Below are 16,141 nucleotides of genomic sequence, written 5' to 3'. Positions count from 1 at the left end.
GCCCCAGCGCCGATAGCGCCGCGCCGGCGTCAATTGGTAATCCTGTGTCCGCCAGAATCTCGAAGGTCAGGTTGGGGATGCGATTGCCATAATCCGCGAGGGGCAAGTCCTCGAAACCACATAGGCGACGCCGCGATACGCCGGCGCGCCGCTGTCGCCTTCGAACGCCGCGATCAACGGGTCGGCGGCCTGGGTCTCGCTCCCCCTGTGCGACCGCATAGTCACCGGTGACAGGAACAGCCCGCCGGCGTCGCGGATCAGGCGCCCATCGGCCCAGATCCGGCCAATGGCATCGATTTCGCGGCCAGCCAGACCGACAGCGAACGACGCCGAATAGCTGTACGTCGTCGTCGCCGCGCCGCCGCGCTTGCCGCCACCGCTGCGGCTGCTCGCTTCGGCGATGCCGCTTGTCCACAGCAAATTGCCGGCGATCCGCATCCGGCCAATGACGATCGGGATCGGTTCGCCATAAGCTGCGCTCTGCACCGCCAAGTTGCCGACACGGCCGACCTCCCGCGCCGCGCCGCCGCCAAAAATGTTACGATCGACAAGGCCGCCCACGAAGCTGCCGACAAGACCACCGATCGGCCCGCCGAGCACGCGCCCGACCGTCCCCAGTACAAGTGTCGCCATGATTCAATATGCTCCTGGCAGGCGCCACGCGCCGATGATGATCCATTCCGGGTCGAGCGGTCCTTCGACGACCCGCCCGATCCCGGCATGGGCGTGGACGACCCCGGCCGGTGTCACTACGGCGAGATGCCGGCGATTGGGGGCGGGGGCCAGCACCAGGACATCGCCAGCCTCCGGCGCCACAACGCGGACGCATCCGGCCGCCGCAAGTACATCCTCGACCTCGGCCTCGTGGTCACCGCCCAGCGCATACGTCGGCACGTCGGGTTTCAGGCCCGCAGCCGCTGCCCCGACCAGCACGACGCCTACGCAATCGAGCGCCAGTCTTGGCGTCCGTCCTTGTGGCCGAAATCGCGTGCCGACACACGCCCGCACCGCCGCAACCACCAACGGCCATCGACCGGCCAACGCCGCCTCTTGTTCCGCCATGATTCATCCAATCGATCAAACCCGACGCCGGCGTCAGAATCCGCCAAAGCGCGTCAGCACGTCGCCGCCCGGCACATGTGGCTCGCCGCGAAAGTTGCCGCCGTTGCCGAACCGCGCGGTGCAGGTCGCAAAGCGTTTGTCGCAGCCCTCGAACAATTCGACCGCTTCGCCCGCCGCCACTGCCATCGGCTCGTCGAAACGCAGCCCATCGCCGACGACAGCAACAATGCGTCGCTCAAGCCCCGCCGTTGGCCCCGACAACACGCGCAGCCGCGCATCGCCGAACAGCGCCGCCGCCGCAGCATCGACCCCCACAACCTGCGCCCCCTCCCCGTCCGAAGCAGCCACAAATGCCCGCCGCGACCGCCCCCGCATACCGACCCGGCAACGCCAGTCGCCCAATTCGGCCCGGCATTCGGGCGAATAGCTCTCGACCCTGGTCGCCGACAGCATCGCCGTCGGTCCGCGCAGCGACGCCGTGAACCCCGCATCCGGCCCAGATCCCGCCTCGACCGTGCCGAGCCAGCCGCGCGCCAGCACCTGCCGGCCCCCGTCCGGGTGTTGCCAATCCACCATGAAGACCTCGACCTCGGCGCCGTCATACCGCCCCAGCGCGAGGTCGACGGCGGTGATGGCGTCGGCGCTCAACGCCCCCGCGATATCCATCGTATCGACTTCGATCGCGTCGCTGCTGACGATCGCCGACGGCGCAATCCCGGGCGCATTGGCATAGACCATGCCGCCGATCCGCAGCGACCCGTCGTGCGTCGTGAACCCCAGCGCCACCCCGTCGCCGCGCACGACCCGCCAGCAGATCGCCAGCGTCGTAAGCTCGCCCGATAGCGCCTCGCCCAATCCTGCGTCATCGGCCATGGCCTAATCCTCCCGAACTTCGACCAGCGGCACCGAAGGCAGCTCCCCCGCGCGCCAACCCGCGATCGACACATCGATCCGATCAGCGGCAAAGCGCACCGGCACATCGAAATCAAAGCCTGCCATCACCGGCGCCCCGACCGCCGGCGGCACCTCGAAGTCGACATGCCCGCCCGCCCCCAGCGCCCAACCCTGCATTCGCACCGCACCGCCAACGCGCACGACAACGCTGCCCGCCACCGGCCGCGTGATCCGCCGCGTCTGCCGGTCACCCGCCTCGCCGTAATGCTTGACCAGCGCAAACCGCGTCGCCCCGCCATCGCCGACCCCGAGCAGCTGCTCCTCTCCCGAAGTCCGGTCGAGCGGATCGCTGAACCGAAACCCGTGCGCCTGCCCCCGCCGCGCCCGGAAAAACGCGATCAACGCCGACAGGTCCGCCTCCGACCGCACCCCCAGCCCGGCATCATAATAAAGCCGCGCATCCGCCCATTGGCTGTTGCGCTGCTCATGCCCCGATCCCGTCACCACCACCTGCGTCGAAAATTCCGGGCCGCCCGCCGCGCCATAACCAAGCTGCAGCGGAAACAGCACATCATGAAAAGCCGTCACATCACTCTCCCCATCCGCCGTCAGTTCGAACGCCGTAAAGCCATCGCGCGCCACCTGCGGCCACGCCCACACGAACGTCTCCGCCACCCCGCGCGTCAGCGACGAGGCCGCTGCCGCCGCAATCCGCTCCCAATCCGCCGCCACCACCGCGAACCCGGCAAAATAATGCTGCCGCGCCGCCGGATACCCCAGCCGTTCACTTATCGCCGCCCGCGCCCGCGCCTGCCCCCGGCATCCCCCAGCGTGACGAAATCATAGTCCTCGAGCTGCAGCACATCGAACGCCGGCCACGCCCACGCCGCCGGCAGATTCGCCCGGATCAGCTCGGGCGCCGCCGCATTCAGCACCTGCGGCGCATAGAACAGCAGCAGCGTCTCCTCGGCCGCCACCGCATCGCGCAGCGCCAGTGTCGCCCGCCCCAGCAGCACGCCGCACCAGTCGAGATAGTCGCGCTCCGCCGCACCCGCCACCGCCCGCACGTCCTGGATCAGCGGCGCCGCCCTCCCGGTCTCGGCCGCATACAATGCAACCGTCGCCGCATCATAAAGGCATGGCCTCCAATCGGGCCCCACCCACCACCAGGGCTCGCCGATCTGGAACCGCGACGCCATCGCCATGAACGCCGCCGCCACCGTGCCCAGCCAGGCCATCGCCCCGCCATGCGCCGGCGACAGCAATGTCGAAGGCGGCACATATCCCGTCGCCGCCCGCCCGCCATCCGCTGTCCGCTGTGCCCAATCATCCGGGCAATGCTGGTCGAGCAGTTCGAACGACAGCGACACGATCACCGAAAACCCCAACGCCGCCGCCCGCGCCATGAAATCCCGGTGCCATGCCAGCGCTGGCCCACACAGCAGCACGCCCGGATCGACGACATACCGCGCCCCATCCCAGGCCAGCCCCGGAAAATGGCTCATCCCGACATAATGGACCAGCGCCCCGCGATACCCGAGCGCAAACATCGCCTCGACCAGCCGCTCCGGCGTCTGGTTATAACTGTCGTCATACCCCCCACAGATGCGCAGCCCATGCGGCGGCACGAACGCGTCGCCGCGCTTCAGCATCGATCCCGGCCCGTCACAGCGCAGCCCGCTCAGCACGACACGCGCCGCAACCGGCGCCGCCAAAGGCGCATCGACCCGGTCATACCCGGCCGGCACCAGCGACAGGAACATCCGGTCGACGTCCCCCGCCCACACCGGATCCGCCTCGCCGGGCAACGCGAACCCGCCCACCAGCGCATCGAAATCGAGCACCACCTCGGCGTCGTCCGGCGCACCCACCGCATAGTTCCACAGCCGCACATACCAGCTGCGCGCCGCTCCCGCCGCATCGCGCCCCTCGATCGTCAGCACCGGGCCGTTAACCGCATCGAGCGTCATCACCCCGCCCTCCGCCTGCCAGCGAAACGCCAGCACCGTGCCGCGATAATCCCGCGCCGTCTCCAGCGCGAGCAGGGCATGGCTCCACCGGTCGACCGACTCCCAGATCAACCCCGCCAAATCCGCCCGGCGCAGGAACGCCAGGTCGATCACCAGCCGATCGGCGCCCTCGGTGGTCACCGCCGCCATCATCGGCCGCGGGAAATCGACCGTCCAGTACCGCGGATCGAACCGCTTGGCCCAAACCTCGCGGCTCGGCCCGTCCGCCAGCCAATTGCCGATCATGCGTCCGCCCTCGCCAATGCCTGCCGCACCGCCCGCGCCACCTGCGCGCCCGTTTGCCGCATCACCGCCGCCGTTGCCTCGCGCGGCGCCGCGACGTTGACCGTCACACTCACCGCGCGCCCGCCGCCGCCGGTTTCGATCCGCCCGGCCGAGGTCGGCACGAACATTTCCGGCCCCCGCTCGCCAACCAGATAGGCACTGCCGCCAGTCACGGCCCCACCCGTCGCCCGCCCCGGCTTGCCGCCGAAGATGCCGCCCACCAATGCCGCCAGCGAACCCAGCAACCCCGCCCCGCCGGAACCGCCGCCGCGATCGCCAACGCCGCCATTGCCGCCACCGCCACCCCCGAACAGCGCCCCGATATCCGCCTTCACCGCGCTCGCCGCGATATCCGCCAGCGCCGTCAGTGCCGTCCGCCGCAAATCCTCGAAGCCGAACTTGCCCGTTACCGTGGCCCTGGCCAAGGCGCGCTCGATGCTGCCCCCGGCGCGCTCGACGCCCTGCGCCAGCGGCCCATCGAGCTCACGCCGAATATCGCCGACGCCCGCCAGGAACCCGCTGGTATCGGCGCGCACGCGGATCACCAGCGTATCGAGATCAACCCCATCACCGCTCATCGGGAAACGCCTCCATCAATCGTGCCAGCAGTTCGCCCGTCGCCGGCGTCGCCCCGCCATCCAGCCCGAGCCCGAGCGCATTGCGCAAATCCTCGGGTGTCGCCGCCCAGAACTCGCCCGGCCGCCACCCGAGCAGCGCCGCCGCCACCCGCGCCGCCTGCCGCGCCGCAGCCTCGAAGCGCATCGCCGCCAAACTCACCGCCCCGCCAGGATCTGGCCCAGCAACACCCGCAGCGCCGGCGTCGCCCCCGCCAGCCCGCTTTCGACCAGCCGCTCGGCAAAAACCGCGCGCTCCAGCCCGGCAGGCGCACCGAACCGGCAATGCCAAAGCAACGCGATCATCTCGCCCAACCCCAGCCCGCCCGCCGCCGCCCGCTCGACCAGTGCAAACAACGGCCCCAGTTCAGCCTCCACCGCCATCAACGCCGCAAAACTCGGCCGCAGCACGATCGTCTCGCCGCCCAGCACCAGCGCCGCTTCCCCTCGCGCGGGGTTCGCGCTCACGCCGTCACCACCGCGCCGGAGCTCTCCAGCGCCAGCGTGTAAGTCCGCTCCCCATTGAAATCCCCGGCGTAATCGAGGCGCGTGATCAGGAACTTCGCCGTCACCGTCTCGCCGCTCTCGAAGCTGACCTGGTAATCATCGATCACCCCCGACAGCGCATTGGCCTTCACCCGCGCCTCGGCGACCGACCCGGTGAACACCCCGGAACCGCTCAGCGATACCGATCGCACCCCGGCGCCCGACAGCAATTCGCGCCACCCGCCCGATCCCTGGTTGGTCACCACCACCGTCTCGGCGTTGACGCTCAGCTGCGACGTGCGCAGCCCCGCCACGGTGGTGAACACCGCCGGCGACGCGCCATTGCCGACCTTCAACAGAAATGCGCTGCCTTTTTCGATCGCCATAGTCTCACCCTTTTCGGTTAAATATTTGCCGATGTCCGAAGCCGGAACTCGGTCACGGCTTGCGTCCAGCCCTCGGCGTCGGTCAGCACGAAACCGCGCAGCAACTTCGCCGAAACGACCCGATGCCCATCCCGGCTACCCGCCATCGCAGTCACCGCCGTCTCGACCGCGCCCATGATGGATTTCGCCGCCGTCGTCCCCGGCCCCGCATCCCAGGCCGTCACCGACAGCCGATGCTCATGGCCAATCTCGGTCTTCGTGCTCCAGTCGGTCATCAGGTCGGGCCCGATAACCAGATAGGGCGGCGCCGCATCGACGGGTGGCCCGTCGTAAATCCCGCTCACGCCGCCGACGCCGGACAGTGCCGTCACCAACATCCGCTGCAAAGCCAGGCTTGCGCTCATGCCCCGTCTCCCCGAACCAGCCCCAGCAAGCGCGGGTCCGCCGCCCGCCGCCGGCTGCCGAAAGCCCGCGCCACCAACCCCGGCCCCGTCACCCGCACCGCATCGCTGCCGACGTCGATCGCCGCGTCGGGCAGCGCCGCCGCCGCCCGGGTCGCCAGTCGCTCCCGCGCCGCTATCACCGCACCCTCGGCAGCAACCACCGCCGCCGCGCCAAGCCCGCGAGCCAGAGCCAACGAACTCACGGCCGCACCTCGCACCGCAGCACAACCCGGTCGCTTCGCCGCGGATCGCTCTCCACTGCCAGCACCGCCAGCACCTCGCTCCGCCACCGCAACTGCGACGTCAGCGACACTGCCACCGGCGCGCGCAGGGTCACCCGCCACCGCCGCCGCGACCGCCGCGCCCCGCCCTCGCTGGCGCCGCCGCCCGGATCGGGCACCACCGCCGCAAACACCGTCACACCAGGTTGCCAGAAACCCGCCACCTCGCCGGCATCCCCGCGCCCATCCACCCACGCCTCGACCCCGACGCGCTCGACCAGCGCGCCCGAAAGCTCATCCATCTGTCGATCCTTCCTTCACCTCTCCCCTCGCGGGAGAGGTCGAGAGACGCGCATCTTTGCGCGGCCCGGGTGAGGGGGCACTACCCGGCCGACCAATCGATCGCATAATCGACCGCCGCCGCCGGATCCTTCACAAAGATCGCCACCGATCACCTCCTGTCCGTCGTTGCACCGATCCGCCAGGCACGATCAGGCCGGCGCGCCGACCTCGACGCTCCATCCGGCGATGCTGACTGTCCCGCCGGCAGCCAGCGCCTGCGCCGGGCACGTCGTCACGTACAACAGCCGCGATCCGGCATCGTCGATCAACGCAACATGGTCGGCAGTCCCGGCGGCGATCACCGCCAGCCCCGATCGCGCCGCAACGCCGATCTTGCGGCCCGAGATATCACCCGCCGCCAGCGCAAAATCGGCGGTCGTCATCGCCGCCTCGGTCAGTCGCCCGGCAACCGCCGCGGCAAAGCTGCCGGGCTGGCCGCTCACCGCCACCATCCGCGTCGCCGACCGGACCACCAACAGGCTGCCATCGAGCACGTCATTGCTTGCAAATTTTGCCATCACCCTGATCCTTCTGGTTCAATTGATCGAAATGCGGCGCGGGTCACGGCGCACGAGCAGCACCCGCAACGCCGCCACCGCGCCCGGCGGCGACACCCCCGGCAGCACCGAAGTCATCCCCGAAGCCATCGCCTGCCGCGCCGCCCCCGGAGCCACCGAAAGCACCGGCACAGCGCCGTTGACGAGCGCCGGCATCCCCGACCGCTCCGCCATCCGCGCCGCTGCCGGCGCCAATCCGCCCGCCCACCCAAAGGCCGCCACCCCCGCCAGGTGCGCCGATCGCCCGCCATGCGGCGCGATCGATCCCGACCATCCGGTCGCTGCCCCGCCCACGCTGTGCGCCGGTCGCGCATTGCCCGGGACCAGGGCCGTATCAGTCGAAGCCAGCGGCTCGAACGCCCCGGCAAAGCCTCCGGCCCGGCGCGGATTGCCCGCCCAGTCCCGATCGCTGTTGCCGCGCATCACCCGCCCGGCAAACACAGATCCCGCCACCGGCAGGTAATTGCCCTGCCCGGTATTGCTACCTCGTTCGGAGCGGTCGTCGGTCCACCCCGGCGCCGTCGGTCCGGCAAACTGCACCCCCCGAATGCCGGCAAAATCCCGCCGGAAATTGGCCCAGGTGCCCGACCGCGAGCAATCGACATGGCCCTCCATGCCGACCCCCATATGCGGTCCCCAGGCATGGATCATCTGGGGGCGATAACCGTGCGCACCGCCGCCGCGTGCCGTCGCCGTGTCGGGATCGTTGAAATCGTCCTGCTTCGAAGCGTTGCGGTCGACCGCATTGTTGGCGTGGCGGATGACGAACGCCTCGTTGTAAAGCGTGTCGGCCTCAGTCGGATTGAGCGGCTTGGGATCGGAGTAAAACGCGTTGTACCCCGCCCCCGCCACGGTATTGCCCTCGACCACCAGGTAACTGATCGTCCGCAGCGCGCCTTCGCCGTAACTCCACATATTGTCGCTCGTCGCGGTAATCCGCTCGAAGACATTGTTGATGACGGCATGGCGGCGGTGGCTCGGGTTTAGTGTTCCCGACACCGTCGCCGCCGGCGGCGCATAAATGGTCAGCCCCTGCCCCGCCGAAATGCTGCGCATATCGTTGAAAGCGACGACGAAATCCTCCACCGCACCGATCTGCGTCGATGTCTGCCAAGTCGAGATGCCCTCGCCGGTGCCGCTCGAAAAACCATCCTCGCCGACCGGGATCCAGCGGTTCTTCAGGATCGTCGTGGCAGCAGCGCGCCGGCTGAACGCACTGCCGCGCAGCAACCCGACCCCGCTGTTACCGCGGTTCAGGTCCCACCCCGTCCGCCACAATCGCGAGCGCGTCACGCACAAATGCCAGTTGCCGGCGACCGCACTGGCAAGGAACGGCGCATTGATCGCCGTCTCGCTGCCAGCCTTGCCGCGCATCTCGATATTGTCGAAGAAATTATAGGCAAGCATCGACCCGGCAAAACTGGTGCCGCCGATCTCCAGCGCCAGGTTGCGCCACCGCGCCCGAATGATGCGCGGATTGACCTGCACCCCTGTCTGCAAGACACAGTTGACCCGCGGGTTCGGATCGTCGGGATCGCCCTCATAGCTGACCGGAATTTCGGTGCAGGTGATGCCCGTCGTCACCACCGCCGCCCCCCCCAGACCGACATGCGTTCCCGCGGCAAAGCGGATCCGCAAGCCATCGACCGACTGCGCCGCCGCGGCCCCGCCATTCGCCGCCGGCAACGCCCGCAGCTTCAGCTTCGCCGCCTGCAAAGCCGTCTGCGCATCCCTGGGCCGCGACGCCCCCGCCACCGCCTTTGCCGCCGCCCAGGTCGCCCCGATCATCGCCGCACTTGCCGTCGTCGTGCCGCTGACCGCATCGACGAAGGCAAACTGGTTCGAATACCGCGTCCCCAGCGGATCATGCCCGATCACGAAAGGCGTCGCCGCCGCATTGCCATATCCCGCGAGGTTCAGCCCCGACATCGACCGCGTTCCCGCGGTATCGGTCGATCGCATCGCCCCCAGGAACGGATAAACCTCGGCATCGCAGCGCAGCAGCCCCGCCGTCAGCGCCGTTGCCGCCCCTGGATCGATGATCGCACTGTAACAGCGCAGATTGTCGCCATAACTGTCGTCGGTCGACAGGCTCGTCTGCCACGCCGTCCGCGTATTGACGCCATCGGTGGCAAAAAACTTGACCCCGGCAACCGGATCGAACCCGACCGGATGATGGCTGGCCACAAACAGGGACAGCCGAAAACTTCCCGCCGTCACCTCATACGGCGCAAGCGCCCAGCGAAAGATCGGCACCGGCGCCGCGATCGTGCTCCCATTGGCGACAGCAATTCCCGAAGCCGTCACCTCGCCGCTCCGCCACCCCGCCATCACCGCCAGCGACAGCCCGGTATCGGTCGCATATATCCATTCCGCCAACGCCAGCCGGCACCGGATCACCCCACCCCCCAGGTCGGTCTCGTCGATAACCTTGACGAGCGGCGACAACGGGTTGACCGGCAACCGCACCGGATGCCCTACCGGCGTTTGCCGCACCATCGTCCCCGCGACAGCCGCCCCGCCGGCCGCCGTAAATCCCGCATGCGACGACGTCAAGACCACCCGCGGCGCCCCGCTCGGATCGAGCACATACGATCCGAAATCACCCAGCGCACCCGTCAGCGTGATGCGCAGCACCCAGCCATTGGCCTCAACCTCTGCGGCTGTGATCGCCATGCAAATAGCCTCGCTCGAAAAGGAAAAGGCCGCGGCGCCAGGGACCAGCCCCGGCGCCGCGGAGTCGGATCAGACGCTGAACTTCATCAGCTTGATCGCGCGGCTGTCGACGACCACACCGCCAACCCGTTTGGTTGCATAAAAATGCACAAACGGCTTGTTGGAAAACGGATCGCGCAGCACCACCGTCTCGCGCCGCTGCGCCACCAGATACCCGGCCTGGAAGTTACCGAACGCAATCGACAGGCTGTCCGCCGCCACGTCCGGCATCGCATCCGCCTCGATCACCGGATACCCAAGCAACGTCGCCGGCTGGTCCGCCGCCAGCGCCGGCTGCCACAGGAACGCACCATCGAGGTCCTTCATTTTACGAACCCGCGCCAGCGTCGCCGAGTTCATCACCCAGCTCGCCCCCTGCCGGTACGGCGCCGCGAGCGCATGAACGAGGTCGATCAGCTTGTCCTGCGGATTGCTCGCCGCAAAACCCCCGGCGGCACCCGACGTGACGAACTGCAACGTCCCGAATGCCCGCGTCGCATCCCCCAACACGCTGTTCGGCACAGTCAGGAACCCGCGTGGTTTGTTGACCCCGTCACCCGTAACGAACGCTACGCCCTCGGCGCGGGCAAACTCACGCCCGATCTCTTCGCCCAGCCAGCTCTCCACATTGAACATGGCGTCGTCGAGCATCGCCTGGCTCGCCGCCGGATTGGCATAAAGCTCACCCATCGGCGGCGCGATTTCGGCGAAATCCGGCGTATCGGTCTCGGCGCGCGACGCCGTCTCGCTCACCCAACCCGAAACCACGCCGGTCGTCGTGATCAGCTTGCGATAATTCGCCGAACCGATATCGACCACCTGCGCGATCGACCGAATGGGCGATTGCGCCCGCAACACCCGGTCGATCACCGCGTCGATTTCGATCGGTACTGCGACGCCGCCCTTGGGCCCCGTCCCGATAGTCGCCGACTTGACACCCTCGGAACCCTCCTGGTTTCCCATGCGCAGATAGCCGCCGCCAAAACCGTCGTTCTTCGCCCCCGCCAGCGCCGGACGCTCGACACTTCGCGCTGTCACCAGGCCGCTCAACCGCGTCATCTCCGCCCGCAGCGACGCCATCTCGCCCGCTTCGTTCACCGCCCCATCGAACACGCCATCCAGTGCATCCGCCTTCGTTTCATAGGTCATTCACCCGTCTCCTCTGCCACTGTTGAAACACCGAGCACCCGAGCCAGCGGCTGCATCGGGAAGGTCACCAACGACACCTCGATCAATTCGAGGCTCGCCAATTGCCGATATCCGCGGGTCTTGTCGGCGCGCGCCGCCTTCACCCGATAACCGAACGACAGCCCATCGATCGCCCCGGCGCGGAGCAGCTCCACCGCCTGCGCCCCCCGCCCGCTGGCCACCACCCGCGCCACCACGCGCAGCCCTTTGCTGTCTTCTTCCAGCCGTTCGACAAACCCCACAGGTTCGCGAACGTCATGCTGCCACAGCAAGGGCACCCGCCCCAGCACCCCGCCGAAAGCCCCTGGCAACACCACGTCGCCGCCGCTATCGGGCACGCCAAACACACTGGCATAACCAGCGATCCGCAGATCATTCATGCTTTCTCCTCGCTTCCCTCTCCCCTCGCGGGAGAGGGCGACTCGCGCAAAGCGCGGCGGGGTAAGGGGGACTACCCCCGAACCCGCTCCAACCAACCCGTCTTCACCGCCACCCCGATCAGCAAAAGCGCCACCAGCGTCCGCACCACCCACGCCACTACCGCCGAAACCGCCGATTTCTTGGCATCCCGCCAGCCCTGGATGAGCTGCCGCAATTCGGTAATGTCCGGCCCCGCCCGGTCGTCCATCAACCCCAGGGTCCGCAGCGCCCGGCATGCGCCCACCTCGCTTGCCTCCTCGACCAGTGCCCGCAATGTCACCCGCGTCGCCCCCTGCGCCTCCGCCTGCATCACCAGTCCCTCCAGCATCGCCGTCATCGCCCGCTCTCCAGCCCAAGCATTGCGCGTTTCTCCAGATCGGTGAGGAATCCCGCCCCCGAAACCTGCGCCCACAACCGCTCGCGGTCCTCCGAAAGCGCCGGCACTGCATCGCGATCGACCTCGATCGCCAACCCCGGCCACCAATTCTGCAGATGCATGGAAACCGCCCCCAGGATGCGCCCCGTCAGCGGCAACAACGTCAACCGCCACAGCGCGACATTGGCTTCCTTGTAGTTCGAATAGGTCGAATCTCCTGGCAGTCCGAGCAGCAGTGGCGGCACCCCGAACGCCAATGCGATCTCGCGCGCCGAGGCATCGCGCAACCGCGCAAAATCCATCTCGGCCGGCGTCAGGCTCATCGCCTGCCAACTCAGCCCGCCCTCGAGCAGCATCGGCCGCCCGGCATTGGCAGCACCGCCAAAACCCGCTTCCATCTCGCCCTTCAACCGCGCGAACTGGTCCCCCGTCAGCACCGATCCATCACCCGGCTGGTACACCAGGGCGCCAGAAGGCCGCGCCGCATTGTCGAGCAGCGCCCGGTTCCACACCGCCGCCGCATTGTGGACCGCAACCGATCCCGCCGCCGCTCCCAGGCACCCCGCACCATAATGATCGTCGAGCGGATGAAACCCGCGAATATGCAGCAACCCGGCCCGGTCGCCGACGGTCTCGGCCGGATAGCGCGTCACCATATCCCCAGCCCGATACAGATATCCCGTCGGCCACCCCCGCGTATCCGCCTCCACGGTTACCCTCTCGGGCCGCAGCGCAAACAGTGCCGCCGGCAGCCCATCAGGCCCCGTCGCCACCTCCAGATAGGCATTGCCATGCAGCAGCAACTGCGCCGCCAGCGTCTCGAGCAACCCCAGCCCCGAGGCCCCGAAGCCACTACTCGACAACAGCCCCAACGCCGGGTGTCCGGCCGGGTTCGACACCAGGGGCGCCCCGCCCGCGCCTTCCGAAACCATCCGGATCGCCCGCGACGCCACCGGGTTCGCCAGATACGACTCCCGCACCTGCGCCTCGTAACTCCGCGGCGGCGCCCCGCTCGAAAACGGCGTCGCCCAACTCGGAATCCGCGCCGGACCCGCAGCACTCTTCGTCCGCCAGAACGGCAGTTTCATAAGTACATCCTTTCTACCTTGTCCTCCCCCTCAAGGGGGGAGGCGAGAGACGCGTCTTCGCGGCCCGGGTGGGGGTGGTCCCCCGCACCGCAAGCCTGCACTAACCCGCAGAACTCAGCCAACCAGCCGCTAAAGCCCTCTGACCCCGGGCACCGGTACCCGATCGCCCAGCATCAGCGCCCAAAGCGCCCAGACCAGCGCATCCGCCCGGTCCGGCGATCCGCCAGGTCCCGCATAGACCCCGCTCGCCATCATCCCGCAAAGCTGGTCCTCCAACGCCGCGAACGTCCCGGCGTGAACAACCCGCCCCTCACCATATAGGCTCGCGACCGGCTCCGCCCGCGCCACCTTGCCTTTCGTCGCCCGCACCGCCAGCACCGGCAGGTTGGAATCGACGGATTTCAACAACGCCGTCACCATGTCGCCGCCGTTGTTGATCTCGGCGACCACCTTGTCGGCGCGCCACCTGTCGACCGCTGCCACCACCGCACGCGCCCAGCCTTCCGGCCGCACCCCCGCCACGCTGGCATCGGCAAGCACATAAGCCAACCCATCGTCGCCCATCCCGACCACGACGATGCCGCACACGCCGTTCACGCCGCCGGCCGGCGGATCGACCCCGACCACAACTCGCCCGATGCCGACCGGGCCCACCTCGCGCCGCTGGCGTTCAAGCAAAGCCCGCGTCCACAACGCCCCGGCCAAATCCTCTATAATCTCGCCGTCCATTTCCTGCCGGCCGGTCGCGGTGCCGCCATATTTGCGCTCGATCGCCGCAATGAAACCCGCCGGCAGATTGGCCAGATTGTCCTGCATCCGGCCCCGCGTGACCCGCACCCCCGGCTCGGCCAGCAGGGCCTTCAACCAGTCGTACGGCAACGGCGTCGTCGTCAGCAGCAGGCGCGGATGCACCCCCAGCCGCGTCGCCAGCCGCAAATTGGTCAACGTCGCCTCGGCGCGCGGCCAATGCGCAAACTCGTCGCCCCAGGCAAAATCGAACTGCCCGCCGCGCAGGCTATCGGGCTCGCCGCCGGAATACAGCCGCGCCTGCGACCCGTTCCGCCACGTCAGCTCGCGCAGGCTCGGCACGAACGTCACGTCGTCGCCCTCGGGCACCCGCGCCAGCAACCCCGATTCGCCCTCGACCATCACCGATCGCGCATTCTCCAGGCTGGTGCCCACGAGCGCGAACCGCCGCGGCGCCTCTGCCGCCAGCGCATGAATCCACTCCGCCCCGGCGCGCGTCTTGCCGAACCCGCGCCCCGCCAAAATCGTCCAGATCCCCCACTCGCCATCCGGCGGCAATTGCGTGCTCCGCAGCGTCCCGAACCCCGTCAACGCCTGCGCAGCCTCCGCGACACGCCAGTGCTTGACGAGGCCTTGCTGCTCGATCCGGTCCAGTTTCGCCCAAATCTCGGCAACCGAACGCAGGTCTTCCCGGCGGTCATCCATAAGGCCCGCCTTTCTAAAACTTCCCTCTCCCTCGAGGGGAGAGGCGAGAGACGGTGCGCTTGCACCGGCCCGGGTGAGGGTGTCTCGCTACGCAGCCAGAGCCTAACGCCCCGCCCCCAACGCCCTGATCTCATCGCGCATCGCCGCAACCCGCCCCATATCCGGACGCACATCCGGCCGGCTTCCGCGCGTGACCTTCACACCCTCGCGCCGCTGCAACACCGCCAGCGCCATCCGGCTGTCGATCAACCGCACCGGCTTTTCGGCATCGGCCCGGGCCTGCGCCAGCAGATTGGCGAGCACCATCGTCTCGACATTGTCCCAGGCCACCGACAGCGCCTTCTGCCAATCCGCCTCGAACCCCGGCACCGTCTCGCGCTGCCGATACGCATCGCCAAGATCATGCCCCACCGCCGCCGCCGCGGTTACCGGATCACCCGTCCGCGCCAGCACCTCGCAAAACGCCCGCCGATCCCGCTGCAACCACTGCCACCTGGGTTTGGTCATCGACATTTCCTTTCGGCGGATTTCTGAAGCGTGCCCTTTCTCTAACCACAAGCGTTGCGCTTGTCAACACGAAACAACCAAATGGGTTATTTCTTCTGCTCCCTTCCCTTCTTCAAGGGAGGGGCTGGGGGTGGGTGACTCTACCCCACGCCCCAGCCCTCAAGAATAAACCTCATCCTCCCACCACGGATAAAAGTCCGGCATGTCCGAACTGACCTTGTCCGGATAAACCGGCGGCCGCTTCTCCAAAAACGAAACCACCCCCTCCTTGGCATCCCCTGCCCGGCCCCGCGCATAGATCGCCCGCGAATCGAGCTTGTGCGCATCCCAGGGGCTCGCCGCTCCCGCCATCCGCCACAGCATCTGCCGCGTCATCGCCACCGATACCGGCGACGTGTTCTCGGCAATCTCGATCGCCAGCGCCCGCGCCGCCGGCAGCAGGTCATCGGCCGCATGCACCGACCGCACGAGGCCGCCCTTCAACGCTTCCTCGGCCCCGAAAACCCGTCCGCTCATGCACCACTCCAGCGCCTGCGGCAGCCCGACCAGCTTCGACAAAAACCATGACGACCCCGCCTCGGGCACAATCCCGCGCCGTGCAAAGACAAAGCCGAACCGCGCAGATTCGGACGCCATCCGCACGTCCATCGCCAGCTGCATCGTCACGCCGATCCCGACCGCAGCGCCGTTGACCGCGGCGATTACCGGCTTCAACGACTTGAAGATCCGCAGCGTCACCCGGCCACCACCATCGCGCACCGCCTCATGGCTATAGTCGACGCTACCATCCTCGCGCACCGGGCCACTCTTGGGCCCAGCCAGCTTCTCGTAATCGAACGTCGCCGCCCCCGCGCTCAGATCGGCACCGGCACAAAACGCCCGCCCCCGGCCCGTCACGATCACCGCCCGCACGCTGTCGTCGGCGTCGGTGACATCGAACGCCGCGATCATCTCTTCCATCATCGTGCCGGTAAAGGCATTCATCTTGGCCTCGCGATCGAGCGTGATCGTCGCCACCGGCCCATCAATCTCAAGCGCAATCTGCGTAAAAGTCACAACTGATCCTCCTTGTCCTCCCCCTGCAGGGGGGAGGCGA

The 16,141-nt window shown here is 68.2% G+C and carries 19 protein-coding genes and 1 pseudogene; all 20 read right to left on the bottom strand.

The genetic code is table 11. From position 1 onward, the window contains the following. Positions 1-66: 66 nt before the first annotated feature. Entirely contained in the window at positions 67-633 is a 567-nt protein-coding gene (locus IEW98_RS00570) for a hypothetical protein (RefSeq protein ID WP_188760978.1), read from the bottom strand. Positions 634-636: 3 nt separating this feature from the next. After that, positions 637-1,062, bottom strand: coding sequence for a peptidoglycan endopeptidase (locus IEW98_RS00565; protein WP_188760976.1), 426 nt, complete (start codon positions 1,060-1,062; stop codon positions 637-639). Positions 1,063-1,095: 33 nt separating this feature from the next. Beyond that, on the bottom strand, positions 1,096-1,935 hold the full coding sequence (locus IEW98_RS00560) for a phage/gene transfer agent baseplate hub protein (protein ID WP_188760975.1): 840 nt from the start codon (positions 1,933-1,935) through the stop codon (positions 1,096-1,098). A gap of 3 nt (positions 1,936-1,938) precedes the next feature. After that, positions 1,939-4,211: pseudogene (locus IEW98_RS00555) on the bottom strand (DUF2460 domain-containing protein). Beyond that, entirely contained in the window at positions 4,208-4,828 is a 621-nt protein-coding gene (locus tag IEW98_RS00550) for a tail tape measure protein (protein WP_188760974.1), read from the bottom strand. Before IEW98_RS00550 ends, IEW98_RS00555 begins: the two are co-directional and overlap by 4 nt. Beyond that, positions 4,818-5,027 (bottom strand): phage tail assembly chaperone, encoded by a 210-nt coding sequence (locus tag IEW98_RS00545; protein ID WP_243450478.1) that lies wholly within the window; start codon positions 5,025-5,027, stop codon positions 4,818-4,820. The genes IEW98_RS00550 and IEW98_RS00545 overlap by 11 nt, the downstream gene beginning before the upstream one ends. Continuing rightward, positions 5,024-5,332 carry a gene transfer agent family protein gene (locus tag IEW98_RS00540; protein ID WP_188760973.1) on the bottom strand — a complete coding sequence of 103 codons (309 nt, stop codon included), beginning with the start codon at positions 5,330-5,332 and terminating at the stop codon, positions 5,024-5,026. The genes IEW98_RS00545 and IEW98_RS00540 overlap by 4 nt, the downstream gene beginning before the upstream one ends. After that, complete coding sequence (locus IEW98_RS00535) at positions 5,329-5,736, bottom strand: phage major tail protein, TP901-1 family (protein WP_188760972.1); 408 nt, start codon at positions 5,734-5,736, stop codon at positions 5,329-5,331. Before IEW98_RS00535 ends, IEW98_RS00540 begins: the two co-directional genes overlap by 4 nt. A 17-nt stretch (positions 5,737-5,753) precedes the next feature. Next, positions 5,754-6,140 (bottom strand): DUF3168 domain-containing protein, encoded by a 387-nt coding sequence (locus IEW98_RS00530; RefSeq protein WP_188760971.1) that lies wholly within the window; start codon positions 6,138-6,140, stop codon positions 5,754-5,756. Then, complete coding sequence (locus tag IEW98_RS00525) at positions 6,137-6,382, bottom strand: hypothetical protein (RefSeq protein WP_188760970.1); 246 nt, start codon at positions 6,380-6,382, stop codon at positions 6,137-6,139. Before IEW98_RS00525 ends, IEW98_RS00530 begins: the two co-directional genes overlap by 4 nt. Further along, positions 6,379-6,702, bottom strand: coding sequence for a phage head completion protein (locus IEW98_RS00520; protein WP_188760969.1), 324 nt, complete (start codon positions 6,700-6,702; stop codon positions 6,379-6,381). Before IEW98_RS00520 ends, IEW98_RS00525 begins: the two co-directional genes overlap by 4 nt. 189 nt (positions 6,703-6,891) lie before the next feature. After that, the gene (locus IEW98_RS00515; protein ID WP_188760968.1) at positions 6,892-7,260 is read right to left on the bottom strand and encodes a hypothetical protein; all 369 of its coding nucleotides are present in this window, start codon (positions 7,258-7,260) and stop codon (positions 6,892-6,894) included. Positions 7,261-7,278: 18 nt separating this feature from the next. Beyond that, positions 7,279-9,975 (bottom strand): hypothetical protein, encoded by a 2,697-nt coding sequence (locus IEW98_RS00510; protein ID WP_188760967.1) that lies wholly within the window; start codon positions 9,973-9,975, stop codon positions 7,279-7,281. 69 nt (positions 9,976-10,044) lie between these two features. Further along, entirely contained in the window at positions 10,045-11,163 is a 1,119-nt protein-coding gene (locus IEW98_RS00505; RefSeq protein ID WP_188760965.1) for a phage major capsid protein, read from the bottom strand. Beyond that, positions 11,160-11,582, bottom strand: coding sequence for an HK97 family phage prohead protease (locus IEW98_RS00500; RefSeq protein WP_188760963.1), 423 nt, complete (start codon positions 11,580-11,582; stop codon positions 11,160-11,162). The genes IEW98_RS00505 and IEW98_RS00500 overlap by 4 nt, the downstream gene beginning before the upstream one ends. Positions 11,583-11,653: 71 nt before the next feature. Next, positions 11,654-11,959, bottom strand: a complete 306-nt coding sequence (locus IEW98_RS00495) for a DUF6127 family protein (RefSeq protein WP_188760961.1) — start codon at positions 11,957-11,959, stop codon at positions 11,654-11,656. Then, complete coding sequence (locus IEW98_RS00490; protein WP_371870729.1) at positions 11,956-13,080, bottom strand: phage portal protein; 1,125 nt, start codon at positions 13,078-13,080, stop codon at positions 11,956-11,958. The genes IEW98_RS00495 and IEW98_RS00490 overlap by 4 nt, the downstream gene beginning before the upstream one ends. Before the next feature lie 135 nt (positions 13,081-13,215). After that, the gene (locus IEW98_RS00485; protein WP_188760958.1) at positions 13,216-14,538 is read right to left on the bottom strand and encodes a DNA-packaging protein; all 1,323 of its coding nucleotides are present in this window, start codon (positions 14,536-14,538) and stop codon (positions 13,216-13,218) included. 102 nt (positions 14,539-14,640) lie between these two features. Then, a complete protein-coding gene (locus IEW98_RS00480) occupies positions 14,641-15,045 on the bottom strand; it encodes a hypothetical protein (protein WP_188760956.1) in 405 nt (134 codons plus the stop codon). 159 nt (positions 15,046-15,204) lie between these two features. Next, positions 15,205-16,101, bottom strand: coding sequence for a crotonase/enoyl-CoA hydratase family protein (locus IEW98_RS00475; RefSeq protein WP_188760954.1), 897 nt, complete (start codon positions 16,099-16,101; stop codon positions 15,205-15,207). Positions 16,102-16,141 lie beyond the last annotated feature (40 nt).

The sequence above is a fragment of the Sandarakinorhabdus glacialis genome, from assembly GCF_014643455.1.
GTDB lineage: Bacteria > Pseudomonadota > Alphaproteobacteria > Sphingomonadales > Sphingomonadaceae > Sandarakinorhabdus > Sandarakinorhabdus glacialis.
This window is presented reverse-complemented; position numbering and strand designations above follow the sequence as displayed.